General features: G+C 36.7%; 18 protein-coding genes. 17 read left to right on the top strand and 1 reads right to left on the bottom strand.

All coding sequences use genetic code 11. The annotated features are described in order from the left end of the window. The first annotated feature begins 136 nt into the window (after positions 1 to 136). The 6 genes from ACFSCX_RS18600 (at position 137) to ACFSCX_RS18575 (ending at position 4,419) form a co-directional block, all read left to right on the top strand. On the top strand, positions 137 to 646 hold the full coding sequence (locus ACFSCX_RS18600) for a ubiquinol-cytochrome c reductase iron-sulfur subunit (protein WP_377929740.1): 510 nt from the start codon (positions 137 to 139) through the stop codon (positions 644 to 646). Between the two features lie 3 nt (positions 647 to 649). After that, positions 650 to 1,324, top strand: coding sequence for a menaquinol-cytochrome c reductase cytochrome b subunit (gene qcrB, locus ACFSCX_RS18595; protein ID WP_377929739.1), 675 nt, complete (start codon positions 650 to 652; stop codon positions 1,322 to 1,324). A 51-nt stretch (positions 1,325 to 1,375) separates the two neighbouring features. Continuing rightward, positions 1,376 to 2,146: a menaquinol-cytochrome c reductase cytochrome b/c subunit gene (locus ACFSCX_RS18590; RefSeq protein ID WP_377929738.1), complete on the top strand. Its 771-nt coding sequence runs from the start codon at positions 1,376 to 1,378 to the stop codon at positions 2,144 to 2,146. Positions 2,147 to 2,226: 80 nt separating this feature from the next. After that, positions 2,227 to 2,817, top strand: coding sequence for a lipoprotein heptaprenylglyceryl N-acetyltransferase LhaT (gene lhaT, locus ACFSCX_RS18585; protein WP_377929737.1), 591 nt, complete (start codon positions 2,227 to 2,229; stop codon positions 2,815 to 2,817). Between the two features lie 58 nt (positions 2,818 to 2,875). After that, positions 2,876 to 3,664, top strand: a complete 789-nt coding sequence (ypjB, locus tag ACFSCX_RS18580) for a sporulation protein YpjB (RefSeq protein WP_377929736.1) — start codon at positions 2,876 to 2,878, stop codon at positions 3,662 to 3,664. Between the two features lie 77 nt (positions 3,665 to 3,741). Then, positions 3,742 to 4,419 carry a zinc metallopeptidase gene (locus ACFSCX_RS18575; RefSeq protein WP_377929735.1) on the top strand — a complete coding sequence of 226 codons (678 nt, stop codon included), beginning with the start codon at positions 3,742 to 3,744 and terminating at the stop codon, positions 4,417 to 4,419. Positions 4,420 to 4,490: 71 nt separating this feature from the next. On the opposite strand, the gene ACFSCX_RS18570 is transcribed toward ACFSCX_RS18575, so the two are convergent. After that, positions 4,491 to 5,366 carry a YitT family protein gene (locus ACFSCX_RS18570; protein WP_377929734.1) on the bottom strand — a complete coding sequence of 292 codons (876 nt, stop codon included), beginning with the start codon at positions 5,364 to 5,366 and terminating at the stop codon, positions 4,491 to 4,493. 165 nt (positions 5,367 to 5,531) lie between these two features. Between ACFSCX_RS18570 and ACFSCX_RS18565 the strand changes: the two genes are divergently transcribed. The 11 genes from ACFSCX_RS18565 (at position 5,532) to dinG (ending at position 16,407) form a co-directional block, all read left to right on the top strand. Next, positions 5,532 to 5,843, top strand: coding sequence for a nucleotide pyrophosphohydrolase (locus tag ACFSCX_RS18565; protein WP_377929826.1), 312 nt, complete (start codon positions 5,532 to 5,534; stop codon positions 5,841 to 5,843). Positions 5,844 to 5,860: 17 nt separating this feature from the next. Further along, positions 5,861 to 6,661, top strand: a complete 801-nt coding sequence (gene dapB, locus ACFSCX_RS18560) for a 4-hydroxy-tetrahydrodipicolinate reductase (RefSeq protein ID WP_377929733.1) — start codon at positions 5,861 to 5,863, stop codon at positions 6,659 to 6,661. A 12-nt stretch (positions 6,662 to 6,673) separates the two neighbouring features. Then, the gene (mgsA, locus tag ACFSCX_RS18555; protein ID WP_377929732.1) at positions 6,674 to 7,093 is read left to right on the top strand and encodes a methylglyoxal synthase; all 420 of its coding nucleotides are present in this window, start codon (positions 6,674 to 6,676) and stop codon (positions 7,091 to 7,093) included. Further along, positions 7,065 to 7,796: a bacillithiol biosynthesis deacetylase BshB1 gene (gene bshB1, locus ACFSCX_RS18550; protein WP_377929731.1), complete on the top strand. Its 732-nt coding sequence runs from the start codon at positions 7,065 to 7,067 to the stop codon at positions 7,794 to 7,796. Before mgsA ends, bshB1 begins: the two co-directional genes overlap by 29 nt. Further along, a complete protein-coding gene (gene bshA / locus ACFSCX_RS18545) occupies positions 7,793 to 8,920 on the top strand; it encodes an N-acetyl-alpha-D-glucosaminyl L-malate synthase BshA (protein WP_377929730.1) in 1,128 nt (375 codons plus the stop codon). The genes bshB1 and bshA overlap by 4 nt, the downstream gene beginning before the upstream one ends. Positions 8,921 to 8,937: 17 nt before the next feature. Next, complete coding sequence (locus tag ACFSCX_RS18540) at positions 8,938 to 10,134, top strand: CCA tRNA nucleotidyltransferase (protein ID WP_417281907.1); 1,197 nt, start codon at positions 8,938 to 8,940, stop codon at positions 10,132 to 10,134. Then, positions 10,119 to 11,117 (top strand): biotin--[acetyl-CoA-carboxylase] ligase, encoded by a 999-nt coding sequence (locus tag ACFSCX_RS18535; RefSeq protein WP_377929728.1) that lies wholly within the window; start codon positions 10,119 to 10,121, stop codon positions 11,115 to 11,117. Before ACFSCX_RS18540 ends, ACFSCX_RS18535 begins: the two co-directional genes overlap by 16 nt. Positions 11,118 to 11,373: 256 nt before the next feature. Continuing rightward, positions 11,374 to 12,210 carry a 3-methyl-2-oxobutanoate hydroxymethyltransferase gene (gene panB, locus ACFSCX_RS18530; protein ID WP_377929727.1) on the top strand — a complete coding sequence of 279 codons (837 nt, stop codon included), beginning with the start codon at positions 11,374 to 11,376 and terminating at the stop codon, positions 12,208 to 12,210. Next, entirely contained in the window at positions 12,211 to 13,056 is an 846-nt protein-coding gene (gene panC, locus ACFSCX_RS18525; protein WP_377929726.1) for a pantoate--beta-alanine ligase, read from the top strand. It begins immediately after the preceding gene. A gap of 31 nt (positions 13,057 to 13,087) precedes the next feature. After that, on the top strand, positions 13,088 to 13,471 hold the full coding sequence (gene panD / locus ACFSCX_RS18520; RefSeq protein WP_377929725.1) for an aspartate 1-decarboxylase: 384 nt from the start codon (positions 13,088 to 13,090) through the stop codon (positions 13,469 to 13,471). Positions 13,472 to 13,593: 122 nt separating this feature from the next. Then, positions 13,594 to 16,407 (top strand): ATP-dependent DNA helicase DinG, encoded by a 2,814-nt coding sequence (gene dinG / locus ACFSCX_RS18515; RefSeq protein ID WP_377929724.1) that lies wholly within the window; start codon positions 13,594 to 13,596, stop codon positions 16,405 to 16,407. Positions 16,408 to 16,429: the final 22 nt, after the last annotated feature.

Here is a 16,429-nt window from a genome sequence, read left to right as displayed (position 1 = left end):
TATACATAGCAAACGGAGTTTATGAAAATGATATTATTGACCTCTTTTACATATTGATATATCATAGGAATGTCCTAGTTTTAAAGTGTAAAAGTATGTCCGAACGGACTTAGTTTTTGATAGAGGGGGGAAAATGATGAGTGAGAAAAAGCATCGGGTTTCAAGACGTCAATTCTTAAACTATACCCTTACTGGTGTTGGTGGTTTTATGGCAGCAGGTATGTTGATGCCAATGGTTAGATTTGCGTTAGATCCAGTATTACGTCCTGCTGAAGAAACAGACTTAGTGGCAGTTGCAAATGTTGAAGATATTACAAACGAACCAAAGCGTTTTGACTTTACGATTCACCAAGTGGATGCTTGGTATGAGTCTGAAGAACCAAAATCAGCATGGGTGTTTAAGAATGAAGCTGGTGAAATCGTGGCATTATCGCCTGTTTGTAAACATCTTGGCTGTACGGTAAACTGGAATTCAGATCCAGCTAATCCTAATATGTTCTTCTGTCCATGTCACTATGGATTGTATGAAAAAGATGGGACGAACGTTCCAGGTACACCGCCTCTAGCACCATTAGATGTTTATGTTTCAGAAGTTAAAGATGGAAAGCTATACTTAGGAAAAGCAAAACCAAGAGGGGAGGCGTAATAGATGTTAAACAAGATTTATGATTGGGTAGATGAGCGTTTAGATATTACGCCGATGTGGCGCGATATTGCGGACCATGAGGTTCCTGAACACGTTAACCCTGCTCATCACTTCTCTGCATTTGTATACTGTTTTGGTGGATTAACATTCTTCGTAACAGTTATCCAAATTTTATCTGGTATGTTTTTAACAATGTATTATGTACCTGATATTAAGAATGCATGGGAATCAGTATACTATTTACAAAATTCAGTAGCATTTGGACAAATTGTTCGTGGTATGCACCACTGGGGAGCAAGTTTGGTAATCGTAATGATGTTCCTACATACTCTTCGTGTGTTTTTCCAAGGTGCATATAAAAAGCCGCGTGAATTAAACTGGGTAGTAGGAGTTCTTATCTTCTTCGTAATGTTAGGACTTGGTTTCACTGGATATTTATTACCATGGGATATGAAGGCACTATTTGCAACGAAGGTAGGTTTAGAGATTGCAGCTGCAACACCATTTATTGGTGAGATGGCAAAAACTTTATTAGCTGGTCACCCTGAAATCGTAGGTGCTCAAACGTTAACTCGTTTCTTTGCAATCCACGTTTTCTTCTTGCCTGGTGCATTACTAGGGTTAATGGGAGCCCACTTTATTATGATTCGAAAGCAAGGTATTTCAGGACCACTATAATACTAGGTCTACTAAAAATATAACCACCTTACAAAAGGAGGGGAATTTCAAATGCATCGTGGAAAAGGTATGAAATTTGTTGGGGATTCGCGCGTTCCTGCTGAACGTAAACCGAATATTCCGAAGGATTATTCTGAATTTCCTGGTAAAACAGAAGCCTTTTGGCCTAACTTTCTATTGAAGGAATGGTTAGTAGGTTCTGTTTTCTTAATTGGTTTTCTATGTTTAACAGTTGCACATCAACCACCATTGGAGCGTTTGGCAGATCCAACTGATACTGGGTATATTCCATTACCTGACTGGTATTTCTTATTCCTTTATCAACTTTTAAAATATGAGTTTGCAGCTGGTCCTTATACAGTAATTGGTGCAATTATAATGCCAGGTTTAGCATTTGGTGCACTAATGCTAGCTCCATTTTTGGACCGTGGACCGGAACGACGTCCTACAAAACGTCCTGTCGCAGTAGGTATGATGTTACTAGGTGTTGCTGCAACGATTTTCCTAACTTGGGAATCGGTAGCTCAAACAGACTGGGAAGCAAAAGCTGAGATGGGTAAAATCGTTGAGGAGGTTGCCATTGATACAGAAGCAGAAGGATACAAAATCCTTGAAGCTAATACCTGTTTATCATGTCATGGTAATAACCTTGCTGGTGGACCTGCAGCACCAACACTTGTTGGTCTTGATTTAACGGCAGAAGAAATTGCAAATATTGCAAAAAACGGTCAAGGGAACATGCCAAGTGGCATCTTTAAAGGTACCGATGAAGAACTACAAAAGCTTGCTGAGTTTGTTGTAAATATCGGCAAAGAAGAATAGTTACGAAAAGCTGACGATTAACGTCAGCTTTTTTTGACTACAAAGAATCTAGGGTAGAGATTCCAAAAGGAGTGATACTTATGTTGAAATGGTTTCAAATGTTTCTAAGTAAAAAATGGTTTCTTTGGCTACTGCTATTTATAAACATTGGCGGGACCATTTATGGATATGATTGGTATGGGTGGCAACTAGAACAAACCCCTTCTATTTTTTTTATATTTGTACCTGATAGTCCGACAGCCTCATTATTCTTTGTCTTTGTTCTTATAGCCTTTATCATGAAAAAAAATGCTCCTTTATTTGAAGCACTTGCAATTGTGACATTATTTAAGTATGGATTATGGGCAGTAGTGATGAATGTACTCGTATTAATTATACATGGTAGCCTTTCCTGGGCTGGCTATATGTTAATCATTTCTCATGGTGCAATGGCAGTACAAGGGTTATTGTATGCCCCTTATTACCGGATAAAGTGGATTCATCTAGTAATAGCTGGTATCTGGACGTTACATAATGATGTCATTGACTATGTTTTCTTTATGTATCCGAAATATAGATTAGATGACTACATACCCCAAATTGGCTATTTTACGTTTTGGTTGAGTATTACAGCATTAGTGATTACATATTATTTATGTCTTAAAAAAAATCGCACTCAATTAACCTTGTAAAGGTCTACTCTTGTCCTACCCTTCATACAATCTATTAGTAGTTAGGGGGGGGACAAGTATGAAAAAAATGATGATGATATTGGCCATTATATTTGCTATCATGCCTTCAGTTAGTCATGCGAATCATACACATAACTGGGAAGACCTCGATATAGTGGCAGACCAGGCACTTCAGCTTGTTAAACAACAAAAGTATGAAGATGCAAGCAAATTATTATCGTATTTCTCTGACCAGTTTTCAAAGCTTCTGAGTCATGAGTCTATGCTATCTATGGATGAATTACGAATCATAACAGCTACATATGAAGACGCTAGTCTTGCACTTACTACTATTTCAATGCCTCATGAGGAGCGTGTCCAATCTGTAACAACTTTTCGACTAGTTGTCGATGCTATTGAGTCAGAGCACCAACCATTATGGACGGAAATGGAAGGTTCTGTCATGACAACTTTCCAATCGATGAAAGAGGCTGTAAGTGAAGGGAATAGTCAACATTTTAATCACCAGTTAAATGAATTTTTAGGTAAATATCAAATGATTTATCCAAGCGTAAGACTGGATCTAGAGGCTGAGGATTCACAGCGAATCGATAGTTTTGTTACATTTCTAGATAAATATCGAGGTGAATTTTTAACAAACGATTCCAAAATGGATCACATGAATGTAATTGAAGAGGAATTAACGAGAATGTTTAAGCAAATGAAAAAGGACGATGCAGATCCATCGTTAATTTGGGTGATGATTTCAACTGGAAGTGCTATCATCCTTACATTAACTTACGTAGGTTGGAGAAAATATAAGGGTGATAAAGAAAAACATGCAGCGAGAAAGCGATTAAATGACTAATACTGCGAATTAATTGACACTCGTTATCATCACGATTAGAATATAACTAAGTATATTGCTATCATGGAGGATGAACAATGAGTTTTATTATTTATTTTGCCTTAATCATCATAATTCCATTATGGGCTCAAATGAGAGTAAAGAGCGCCTATAAGAAATACTCGAAAGTAAGTTCTTCATCAGGAATGAATGGGGCACAAGTAGCTAGAAAGATTCTTGATGACAACGGATTATACCATGTAGGGATTGAAGAAACACCTGGTATGCTTTCTGATCACTATGATCCACGCTCAAAAACAGTAAGACTTTCTAGTCATAACTATCACGGTGATTCTATTGCAGGAGCTGCAGTGGCTGCTCACGAAGTAGGACATGCAATTCAAGACCAACAAGAATACGCATTCTTGCGCTTTAGACATGCATTAGTTCCTGTTGCTAATATTGGATCTAATTTCTCTTGGATTCTTATTTTAATTGGATTCCTTGCTAGTATAAGTGGTTTAGTATTACTTGGTATCGTATTTATGGCAGTAGCTGTTGTGTTCCAAATAGTTACTTTGCCAGTTGAGTTCGATGCCTCTAATCGTGCAATGAATGAAATGGTATCGGCTGGAATTATTAGAAATGAGGAAGAGCGAGATACACGCAAAGTATTAAATGCAGCAGCGTTAACATATGTTGCAGCAGCACTCGTAGCTGTATTAGAATTAGTTCGACTAATCTTAATTTATACAGGTATGAATAACGAAGATTAAAAAAATGTCCTACTTGATTACCAGGTAGGACATTTTTTTTTGTATAGTATTCATCTTCTAACTTTTGATGATTATTCATCCCTCAGCGGATTTTTATTTTCATCTAAAGTAAACCCTTCTCCTAATACATCATGTACATCCGATACAGCAACAAAAGCATGTGGATCTATGTATGTAATGATGTTTTTTAATTTTACGATTTCATTTCTTCCTACTACACAATAGAGTACCTCTTTATCTAGCTTTGTAAACGAACCTTGTCCTTTAAGGATTGTAACGCCTCGCTCCATTTCCTTCATAATGGCATCGGCAATCTCATTGTTTTTGTCTGAGATAATGGTTGCTCCCTTAGCAGAGTATGCCCCTTCTTGCATAAAATCAATTACTCTAGCCCCAATAAAGACTGCTACTAGCGTATACATTCCTTCACGGTAGGACAAATACGTAACAATGGAAAGCGCAATCACAAATAAATCAAATAGAAACATCGTTTTTCCCATACTCCATCCAATATACTTGTGGGTTAGTCTCGCAATGATATCTACTCCACCTGTTGTACCACCGTATCTAAAAATGATTCCGAGTCCAACTCCAATGAATACACCTGCAAATAAGGCGACTAATGTCATATCATTTTCTAAATGAATCAACATTGGATACCTTTGGAATATCCATAAAAAAACCGATACACTGACAGTACCAATAATTGTGTAAATAAAGGAAGTTCTTCCTAAAATTTTCCACCCTATCACAAATAAAGGAATATTTAATAGTAAATTTGTAATGGATGGATCGAATTCAAATAAGAAGAATAAAAGTAAGGTGATTCCAGTAAAGCCACCTTCTGCTAGGTTATGTTGCATATTAAAAGTAACAAGTCCAAAGGAAAAAATAGCAGAACCTAGTAAAATAAATAGAATATTTACGACTCTTATACGACCAAACAATGCAAAATCCCCCAGTATGTATGAAATAATAGTCCGTCACTATTATAGATGATTTCGTTCTATTATAGCAATTTAACCATTTCTGTAAGTTAAATATTTGTCAAATATCCATCTTTTAGCTAACATGAAAGAAGAAAATGTGAGGTGATTTGTGTGCCTAAAACGATGAAGGAAATTCAACAGGAAGTCGATGATTACATAGGACAATTTAAGGAAGGTTATTTTAGTCCTTTAGCTATGCTTGCTCGTTTAACCGAAGAACTAGGAGAATTAGCTAGAGAGGTAAATCACTATTATGGAGAAAAGCCAAAAAAAACTTCAGAGGATGAAAAGTCGATGGAGCAAGAAGTAGGAGATATGTTATTTGTCTTAACTTGCCTTGCAAATTCTCTACATATTGATTTAGAAGAATCACATGAACTGGTCATGAAGAAGTTTAAGACAAGAGATAAAGATCGCTGGACTAAAAAACAATAAAATTTGGAGTGATATTGATGGAGCCTATTAAAATTGTGATTGCTGGCCCACGTGGTAGAATGGGCCGAGAAGCACTTGAGTTGATACATAAAACGGAACATTTCATACTAGTAGGTGCTGTAGATAGAACAAACGAAGGTAAAAAAATCTCTGATATTGAGGGTCTCCCACCTTTAGATGCCGTCATTTTTACAGACTTAGAACGATGCCTACAAGAAGTAAATGCTGACGTGTTACTCGATTTAACAACGCCAGAAATTGGTAGAGCTCATATAAAGATTGCGATTCAATATGGTGTGAGGCCGGTAGTAGGTACAACTGGATTTACCCAGGATGATTTAAAGGAACTTGAACTACTAGTGGAGGATAAGAAGCTAGGTGCCATTATTGCTCCGAATTTTGCAGTCGGTGCTATATTAATGATGAAATTCTCACAAATGGCTGCTAAGTATTTTCAAGATATTGAAATAATAGAGCTTCACCATGATCAAAAACTAGATGCTCCTAGTGGAACTGGTATTAAAACAGCTGAATTAATAGCTCAAGTTAGAGATTCAAAAAAACAGGGACATCCTAATGAATATGAACACATTGAAGGGGCTAGAGGAGCCGAGTATGACGGCATACGACTACATAGTGTAAGGTTGCCAGGCCTAGTTGCACACCAGGAAGTTTTATTTGGTGGTGAAGGTCAAACCTTAACGATAAGGCATGATTCATATAATCGCGCTTCTTTCATGTCTGGAGTTAAGTTAGCAATAGATACGGTAATGAAAATTGATTTACTAGTATATGGTCTTGAAAATATTCTAGAGTAAAGGAGAAGACCTATGAAAATTGCTTTAATAGCTCATGATAACAAGAAGACAGACCTTGTTCAATTTGCAACAGCCTATAAAAATGTATTTCAAAAACATGAGCTTTTTGCAACTGGAACGACAGGATTAAGAATTATGGAAGCAACAGGCTTACGAATTACTAGACTTCAATCAGGTCCTCTTGGTGGAGACCAAGAGATTGGTGCATTAATCGCCAAAAATGAAATGGATGCCGTATTCTTTTTCCGAGACCCATTAACTGCTCAACCACATGAACCTGATATAACGGCTCTTTTAAGGCTGTGTGATGTTTATAATATTCCACTTGCTACAAATATGGGTACGGCAGAGATATTGATTCATGGGCTTGAAAGAGGAGATTTTGGTTGGAGGACATTGGTACATGAACAAAAATCAAAGGAATCCAAATAAACTAGATATTTTAGCATTTGGAGCACATGCTGATGATGTTGAAATTGGAATGGCTGGAACAATTGCTAAATACAAAAAGCTGGGCTGGAAGATCGGGATATGTGATTTAACAGAAGCAGAGCTATCATCAAACGGTGATGTTGCCACTCGACATGTTGAGGCAGAAAAGGCTGCAGCTATTTTAGGTATAGATATGCGGATAAACATAAGGCTTCCAGACAGAGGGTTATTTCTTACGGAGGAGGCAATTAAACGAGTCGTTTATGTGATTAGGAAGTATCGTCCTACTTTTATTTTTACGCCGTACTCTATCGATCGTCACCCTGACCATGGGAATTGTACACAAATTATAGAGGAAGCAGTATTTTCTGCAGGAATAAAAAAGTATGAAGTATCAGAATCTCTGCCTGCTCATAAGATTAATAACACCTTTTATTATTTTATTAATGGTTTTCATCCTCCGCAATTCCTAATTGATATCAGTAAGAGTATTGATTCTAAAATAGAGAGTTTAAAAGCGTATGAAAGTCAATTTATAAAGACGTCAGAAAGCATTGATACACCATTAATGAATGGCTATATTGAAAGAGTTATCAATAGAGAGAAAATATTTGGTCAAGAAGCCGGTGTATCTTATGCAGAAGGGTTTTTAAGTAAAAAGCCACTTCTTATAGGGGAGGGCATGTTAGGGGAGAGGCGATGAAGCTAAAAATTGGCATTACATGCTATCCGACGGTTGGTGGTTCTGGGGTTATTGCAACAGAGCTAGGAAAGTTGTTGGCTGAACGAGGACATGAAATTCATTTTATATCTTCCAGTGTTCCTTTTCGGTTAAACAAAGTGTACTGTAATATATATTACCATGAGGTACAAGTCAATCATTACTCCGTGTTTCAATACCCACCTTATGATTTAGCATTAGCTAGTAAGATGGCAGAGGTAATTGACCGAGAAGAGTTGGATGTATTACATGTTCATTATGCTGTACCACATGCAGTTTGTGCGGTGTTAGCAAAACAAATGGCGAATAGAGATGTGAAAATTATTACCACTCTACATGGAACAGACATCACCGTTTTAGGGTATGATCCGTCCCTTAGTGATTTAATCAAATTTGGCATTGAAAAGTCAGATAAGGTAACGGCAGTATCAAAACAATTAATCGAACAAACATATGATTTACTCAAACCAGAAAAGGATTTAGTTCCTGTTTATAATTTTGTTGATGAAAGAGTCTACCATAAGAAAGATGTAGGTTATTTAAAAGGAGAGTATGGGATTCTACCTGAAGAAAAGATACTGATTCACGTTTCGAATTTCAGGCAAGTTAAAAGGGTATCAGATGTGATCCAAGCGTTTGAAAAGATACAGGCATTTATTCCATCAAAATTACTCTTAGTAGGCGATGGACCAGAACTAACGGTTGTAAATCGTCTTGTAAAAGAAAAAGGACTGACGAATCACGTATTATTTTTAGGGAAACAAGACAATGTTGAAGAGTTATATTCAATAAGTGATCTAAAGCTTCTGTTATCTGAAAAGGAAAGCTTTGGCCTAGTTCTACTTGAAGCAATGGCATGTGGAGTACCATGTATAGGTACAAGAGTAGGTGGGATTCCAGAAGTTATTGTGGATGGAGAAACAGGGTTCCTTTGCGAGGTAGGAAACATAGGTGAAATTACAGATAAAGCCATTTCGATCCTTTCCGATACTGTTTTACATCGGAAAATGGCGGATGCCTCCCTAAAACGTGTAAAAGAGTTTTTCAATACGACAAAAATTGTTGAACAATATGAACGTCTATATTATGAGACTTTAGGAATGTGATGGATGTGGATAGGATGATTCAGGAAGAATTCCAAAGACCAATGCATATTTTAAATCGTTTAATTGATCAAGGATATGAAGCCTATTTCGTTGGTGGTGCAATTAGAGACATGCTATTAGAGAGAACAATAGGTGATGTAGATATTGCAACCTCTGCGCAACCTGAGGAAGTAATGAACCTCTTTTCTAAAACAGTGCCTGTAGGCATTGAGCACGGAACAGTCGTTGTATTACTACAGGATACGCCTTATGAAGTGACTACCTTTCGCATGGATGAAGAGTATGTAGATTATCGTAGACCTAAGGAAGTTACTTTTATAAAATCTCTTCACGAAGATTTAAAACGAAGAGATTTTACAATGAACGCCATTGCTATGGACCGTGAGGGTGTTCTGATTGATCCTTTTGAGGGACAAGCTTCTATTCAGAAACGATTAATCCAAACAGTTGGAGATCCAAGTGAGCGTTTTCATGAAGATGCCCTGCGTATGCTAAGAGCTGTTCGATTTCATAGTCAGTTATCCTTTCAAGTTGAAGCTGATACATTACTTGGCATAAAAAAAAATGCTGAACATTTAAAACATGTCTCTATTGAAAGGATCACGACTGAATTTGAAAAAATCCTTAAAGGTAAATCGTGTCATACTGCATTAGCTTTAATAATAGAAACCGGTCTAGTCGACTACATAGTAAACGTAAACAACTATAAAGACCAATTAATGAAATGGGAGAAAGTAGACACCTCTCTACTGCTTACACGAGCAGAGTTGTGGGCTCTTTTTTGTTATTTCTTACAAGTAAAAGATTGTGAAAGCTTTCTAATGAGCTGGAAACTCCCAACTAAAGTTATAAAGCAAACCACGCTCATTGTTGATTCGCTTGTTTATATACAAAAACATGGCTGGACGAAAATACTTATGTACAAGTTGGGTATTGACCTTGCATTATCCACTGAGCGAGTAAAATTAATCGTGCAGCATCAACATGCACAAAATACATTGGATATATTCAAAGAAACGTACATGAGCCTGCCAATTTTTTCAAGGACAGATTTACAAGTTAAAGGAACTGATATCATAATGTGGTCCAAACAATCCCCAGGTCCATGGGTAGCTAAGACTATAGAACGTATTGAAGAAGCAGTCGTTAACGGTAAGATAAGAAATGATAAGGAACAAATAAAGGAGTGGCTAAATACGTGCAATCTGCTCTAAGGGAAAAACTATTGCAATTATTTACTCAAGCAGAAGGAGAGTTTGTTTCTGGGCAAAAGCTAAGTGAAGTTCTAGGCTGCTCAAGAACAGCGATATGGAAGCATATTGAGGACCTCAGACAAGAAGGCTATGAGCTGGAAGCGATCAGAAGAAAAGGCTATCGTATTATTATGAAGCCAGAAAAAATTACCTCAAATGAAATACAACTAGGATTAACAACAAATTACTTAGGCAGAACGATCCACTATGAAGAAACTGTTACTTCAACCCAGAAAATTGCTCATAAATTAGCGTATGAAGGCACACCAGAAGGAACCATTGTTGTTGCAGAAGAGCAATTAGCTGGAAAAGGTAGACTAGATCGAGCTTGGCACTCTCCAAAGTATACAGGGATATGGATGAGTATCATTCTTCGTCCAACTATTCCTCCGCAACAAGCTCCTCAGCTGACATTACTTGCTGCAGTTAGTGTGGCACAAGCTATACAAGAAGTTACCTCAATTGAACCGGAAATAAAATGGCCAAATGATATACTTGTGCGCGGGAAAAAAACAGTAGGAATACTAACAGAGTTACAGGCAGAGGCAGACCGTATTAATTCTGTAATAATTGGAATTGGTATAAATGTGAATCAATCCAATGAGGACTTTCCAGATGACTTAAAACATAAGGCAACCTCACTAAGTCTTGAAGCAAAGAAAATAATCAATCGAGCTGAACTTATTCAAGCAATTTTATCAAAGCTCGAAAAGAGATATGAGGAATACCTCCGTACGGGTTTTTTAGGTATAAAATTAATGTGGGAAGCTTATGCAATAAGTATAGGTAAGGAAATAACGGCTAGTACACTTAAAGGGAAAATATCAGGATATGCAAAGGGAATTACAGATGAAGGGATATTAATGCTTGAAGATAAGGAAGGCTTGATTCATTATATTCATTCTGCCGATATTGAAATAAAAAGTGCTGAAGAACAATCATAAACGTTTCGTAGCATATTTTGACAATCATTGTTATAATGAATGTGGGTAGTATCTACTAAGAACTACACCATTAATCATTTGTGTGTAAGAGTAAGATGTAAATAGTTAATTCTGCCTTGATCCTAAAGAAGGACTGGGACAGAGGGATGAATGAAACCGAAGACTTAGTTTACTCTATCCTTCTTTCTCGTGAGAAGGATTTTTCTGTTTTTCTCGGTTTATTCTTTCCTCTTTTAGAAAAAAAAGGAGGAGAAATATGAGACAAACAAAGGACTTTCTTGGAATGAAGCGTGACTTAAACAAAATTGCGATGCTTACGGCCTATGACTATCCGTCTGCAAAATTAGCTGAACAAGCAGGGGTAGATTTGATTTTAGTAGGGGATTCATTAGGTATGGTCGTATTAGGTTATGAAAATACCTTGCCAGTTACAGTAGAAGATATGATTCATCATACAAAAGCAGTTAAAAGAGGTGCACCTGACACCTTTATCGTAACAGATATGCCCTTTATGTCCTATCATATATCGAAAGAAGATACTTTAAAGAACGCTAAACGAATGATTCAGGAGACAGGAGCACACGCACTTAAGCTAGAAGGGGCTGGAGAGGTTATCGAATTAATCTCGTTACTAACAAAAGCAGGGATTCCTATAATGGCTCATTTAGGTCTACAACCACAGTCCGTAGCTGTATTAGGAGGATACTCTGTTCAAGGGAAGGATGCTAATAGTGCAAAACAGCTTCTTGAAGATGCAATAAAGTGCCAGGAAGCGGGAGCATTTGCCGTTGTTTTAGAGTGTGTCCCTATGCAGGTTGCCGAGCAAATATCTGCAAAGTTGACCATTCCAACGATTGGAATTGGAGCTGGAAAAAATACGGATGGGCAAGTACTTGTCTACCATGATGTTATAAATTACGGTGTTTCTAGGGTTCCTAAATTTGTAAAAACGTACACAGACAGTCAACAACAAATTGTAGAAGGACTAAAAGAGTTTGTAACTGAGGTTAAGCAACATGAGTTTCCCACAGAAAAACATTCCTTTACGATGAAAAGTGAAGAGCTGTCTAACTTGTATGGAGGAAAAAAATAAATGCAAATCATCACTGCCATTAAAGAAATGCAAGAAAAAATTGCTCAATATAAACATAATGGGATGACAATTGGCTTTGTTCCAACCATGGGTTTTTTGCATGAAGGCCATTTATCGCTAGTTCAAGAAGCTAAACAGAAAGCTGATCTAGTGGTAATGAGCATTTTTGTAAATCCTCTCCAATTTGGACCAAACGAAGATTATGATCGATATCCACGTGATATCGTACGAGATGAACAATTAGCTAAAAATGCAGGCGTAGATATATTATTTTATCCAGAAGTAACAGAAATGTATAAGGATACAAGATATTTTCACATTTCAGTATCAGGACTGGTGGATGTGCTTTGTGGAAGCAAAAGACCTGGACACTTTGATGGGGTTGTAACGGTTCTCATCAAGCTATTTAATATTGTCTTACCGACTTATGCGTTCTTCGGTAAAAAGGATGCTCAACAAGTTGCAGTAGTAATGAAAATGGTGGAAGAATTTAATTTTCCTATAAAAATTATTCCTGTTGAAACGGTCAGAGAAGAGGACGGACTTGCTAAAAGTTCACGTAATGTCTACCTCACTTCAGAAGAGAAACAGGAAGCTACTGTACTTTATAAGAGTTTACAATTAGCAAAGACTCTTATAGAGGAAGGTGAAACTAATTCACGTTCAATTATTGAGAAAATGACTAGATTTATTCAAAATCACTCACAGGGAAATATTGACTATATAGAAATTTATTCCTTTCCTAATTTGAAACCGTTACCAAACCTACAAGGACATGTTTTAGTAGCTCTTGCGGTAAGGTTTACAAATGTTCGTCTTATTGATAATATACTTTTGGAAATTTAGTTTTTTTGTTCTTATTTAAGGGGGAATCGTAATGTTTCGTACGATGATGAACGCAAAAATTCATCAAGCTCGTGTAACTGAAGCAAATTTAAATTATGTTGGTAGTATTACTATCGATCAAGATATACTCGATGCCGTAGGGATGGTACCGAATGAAAAGGTTCAAATTGTGAACAATAATAATGGACAGCGATTTGAAACCTATATCATTTCTGGGGAACGTGGCAGTGGGGTATGCTGTTTAAATGGTGCAGCAGCTAGATTGGTGCAAAAGGACGACGTTGTTATTATTATTTCTTATGCACTAGTATCTGAAGAAAAAATTGCTTCACATCGACCTAAGGTAGCGATAATGAATGAAAAGAATCAAATTAAACAATTAATTGCTGAAGAACCAGCAGCAACGATGTTATAAACGAAACGAAAGGAAATCTCGGATGAGATTTCCTTTGTATTTTTTTTTCAAATAGTATTTTTTTCAAATATATGATATTTTGAATGATAAATGAAGAATTACCTATTGAGGTGGTAATTAACGTGAACCGATTTGTGATCGTAGATTTAGAGACGACAGGAAACTCCCCCAAAAAGGGAGATAAAATTATACAATTTGGGGCAGTTATTATGGAAGGTGGCCAAATTATAGAGGAGTTTTCTACATTTATTAATCCTCTACAACCTATCCCTGCCTTTATTGAGCAACTTACAGGAATTACAGATGAAATGGTTCTGAATGCACCAACCTTTGAACAAGTAGCTCCTAAAATAGCGACTATGTTAAAGGAATCTTATTTTGTAGCTCATAACGTGTTATTCGATTTAGGTTTTTTACAGGAAGAATTTAAAGGTGCACATCTTGATCCATTTCTAGGTCCGATCTTAGATACAGTGGAAATGACCCGAATATTATACCCTACACTTACCGGCTATCGACTTTCTCATTTGGCTGATAGCTTTAATATCTCTCATGATCGTCCGCACCAAGCAGATAGTGATGCAGAGGTAACAGCCCAAATTCTTTTAAAGCTCATACATAAATTACATAACCTTCCCTCCGTTACATTACGAAAACTCTTACATTTGTCCGTTAATTTTACAAGTGATATAGAGGAACTTATCGAAGGTATATTATTTTTGAAGGAGAGAAGCGGAGAGAATGAAGAACAAAATTTTGACATCATTAGAAATATCGCGTTACGTAAAGATGTAGTGAATCTAGAAGCTAACGAAGATCAATCTCAAACTCAACCTTCATACTCTTCTACAAGAGATATGTTTATACAGAAACTAAAAAATAATGAACTGTTCGAGAACTCTGTATTTAGAGAGTCACAGATTGAAATGATGGATATCATTCAACAAGCCTTTCATAAACATGATCATGCTTTAATCGAAGCGGGTACCGGGCTTGGGAAATCCATTGCATATCTTATCCCTGCCACGATTCATGCTTTAGTTACAATAAAACCAGTTGTCGTCAGCACTTACACTCTGCAACTCCAACAACAACTGTATGATAAAGAAATGGGCCTGATCAACAAGATTTTGGATAGACAGGCTAACGCTGTTGTCGTCAAGGGAAAAGGCCATTATCTTTGTCTCTCCAAATTTGAGGAAACGTTAAGAGAGCTAGATGATAACTATGATAGTAACCTATCGAAAGCAAAAATTCTTGTCTGGCTAACAGAAACAGAGACCGGGGATATGGATGAAATCAATCTTCCATCAGGTGGGCAGCTTTTATGGGAAAAAATATCCGTAGGGCAAATGGATAATTTATATGATGACGCTTGGGAGCATCGTTGCTTTTATAAACGTATGAAGAAAAAGGCAAAAAAAGCTACCATTATAATCACGAATCATGCACTTCTTTGCAGAGATATATTTGAAGAAAATATACTCCCTGCTTACGAAGAAGTGATTATTGATGAGGCACATCACTTTGAAGAAATTGTAAATGAATATTTAGGTCGTTACCTGGAGTATAATTCTATTCATTTTACATTAAATAGAATGGGTTCTATAGAAGAGGGGGGGATTCTTTCAAAATTAAGGAAACTCCTTTCTAAACATAAAGAGCTTATTCCCAACCTAGAATTACTCGAAAAGCAAATTAGTTTCTTAAAAGAGGAGATGGACGAGCTTTTTCGGATGCTAAAAACGTATGTCCTTAAAAGAGCTCCAAGAGGTCAAACGGATTATGGAAGAGTAAGCTATAGGATTTCTTCTACTACGGAAATAGGAAAAAGTTGGCATGCAATTTTAGAATGTGTCAATAGGATAAGGTTTAGTTTGTTTGAAACTAATTCGAACATCGATGCCATTTTGTCAGTTTATAAGCTCCAAAAACAGGCATCAATTAACGAAAATATCACGATTGTAAGTCTTTTTGACATAAATAACAGATTTATCCAGTGGAGAGAGTATTTACAACATTTCTTCGTTTCAGAAGGCGAGGATATGACAACTTGGATGGAGGTTGAAGAAAAGGGTGCAATCAACTCAACCTATCTTTTCCAACAATACTTAAATGTTGATAATTCCTTAGCGGATTTGTTTTTTGCCAAAAAGAAAAGTGTTGTCCTGACTTCAGCAACGCTTACAGTTCGCCAATCATTTGATTACATGGTAAAAAGGCTAGGTTTGGAGGACTTTCTTCCGATTTGTAAAGTGATACCATCTCCGTTTAATTATCATGAACAAGCAAAAATATTTATTCCAACTGATCTTCCTAATATTAAGGCAGTCGACAGCGAGGAGTATATTGGCTCCATTACAATGCACCTTGCCACAATAGCCCGCTTAACAAACGGCAGGATGCTTGTATTATTTACATCTAAAGATATGTTAAAACGTACTTATCATATGATGAAAGAAAGGCGTTACTTGGAGGATTTTACCATTATTGCACAAGGGATTACTGGTGGAAGTCGTTCTAAAATAACAAAAAGCTTCTTACAATTTGAGCGTTCTATTCTCCTCGGGACAAACAGCTTTTGGGAAGGGATAGACTTCCCGGGAGATTCGTTGACGTGCTTAGTAATTGTACGATTACCCTTTATTTCTCCAGAGCTACCACTATTTGCTGCTAGGGCAGAAAAAATTGAACTAGCTGGTGGAAATTCCTTTAATGAATTATCTCTTCCATTAGCTATTTTACGTTTTAAACAAGGATTTGGGAGGTTAATTCGTACAGAAAAAGACAAGGGAATACTAATAGTATTTGATAAGCGAATTGTTACGACTTGGTACGGAAAGTCATTTATTCAATCGTTACCAGAAGTGTCAGTTAAACAAGGCTCATTAACGTCTCTATTAGATGATGTAAAAGAATGGCTATCTAAAGAATAGTTCATATGTTCATAACGATGGT

Source organism: Bacillus salitolerans (assembly GCF_042680805.1).
GTDB lineage: Bacteria > Bacillota > Bacilli > Bacillales > SA4 > Bacillus_CJ > Bacillus_CJ salitolerans.
The sequence above is the reverse complement of the archived record's forward strand: the minus strand, read 5'-3'. Positions and strand labels throughout refer to the sequence as shown.

Coding starts and splice junctions, on each gene's coding strand:
- mgsA (WP_377929732.1), top strand. CDS start 6,674: ATGAAAATTGCTTTAATAGCTCATGATAACAAGAAGACAGACCTTGTT.
- ypjB (WP_377929736.1), top strand. CDS start 2,876: ATGAAAAAAATGATGATGATATTGGCCATTATATTTGCTATCATGCCT.
- ACFSCX_RS18575 (WP_377929735.1), top strand. CDS start 3,742: ATGAGTTTTATTATTTATTTTGCCTTAATCATCATAATTCCATTATGG.
- lhaT (WP_377929737.1), top strand. CDS start 2,227: ATGTTGAAATGGTTTCAAATGTTTCTAAGTAAAAAATGGTTTCTTTGG.
- ACFSCX_RS18565 (WP_377929826.1), top strand. CDS start 5,532: ATGAAGGAAATTCAACAGGAAGTCGATGATTACATAGGACAATTTAAG.
- panD (WP_377929725.1), top strand. CDS start 13,088: ATGTTTCGTACGATGATGAACGCAAAAATTCATCAAGCTCGTGTAACT.
- bshA (WP_377929730.1), top strand. CDS start 7,793: ATGAAGCTAAAAATTGGCATTACATGCTATCCGACGGTTGGTGGTTCT.
- dapB (WP_377929733.1), top strand. CDS start 5,861: ATGGAGCCTATTAAAATTGTGATTGCTGGCCCACGTGGTAGAATGGGC.
- panB (WP_377929727.1), top strand. CDS start 11,374: ATGAGACAAACAAAGGACTTTCTTGGAATGAAGCGTGACTTAAACAAA.
- bshB1 (WP_377929731.1), top strand. CDS start 7,065: ATGAACAAAAATCAAAGGAATCCAAATAAACTAGATATTTTAGCATTT.
- panC (WP_377929726.1), top strand. CDS start 12,211: ATGCAAATCATCACTGCCATTAAAGAAATGCAAGAAAAAATTGCTCAA.
- qcrB (WP_377929739.1), top strand. CDS start 650: ATGTTAAACAAGATTTATGATTGGGTAGATGAGCGTTTAGATATTACG.
- ACFSCX_RS18590 (WP_377929738.1), top strand. CDS start 1,376: ATGCATCGTGGAAAAGGTATGAAATTTGTTGGGGATTCGCGCGTTCCT.
- ACFSCX_RS18600 (WP_377929740.1), top strand. CDS start 137: ATGAGTGAGAAAAAGCATCGGGTTTCAAGACGTCAATTCTTAAACTAT.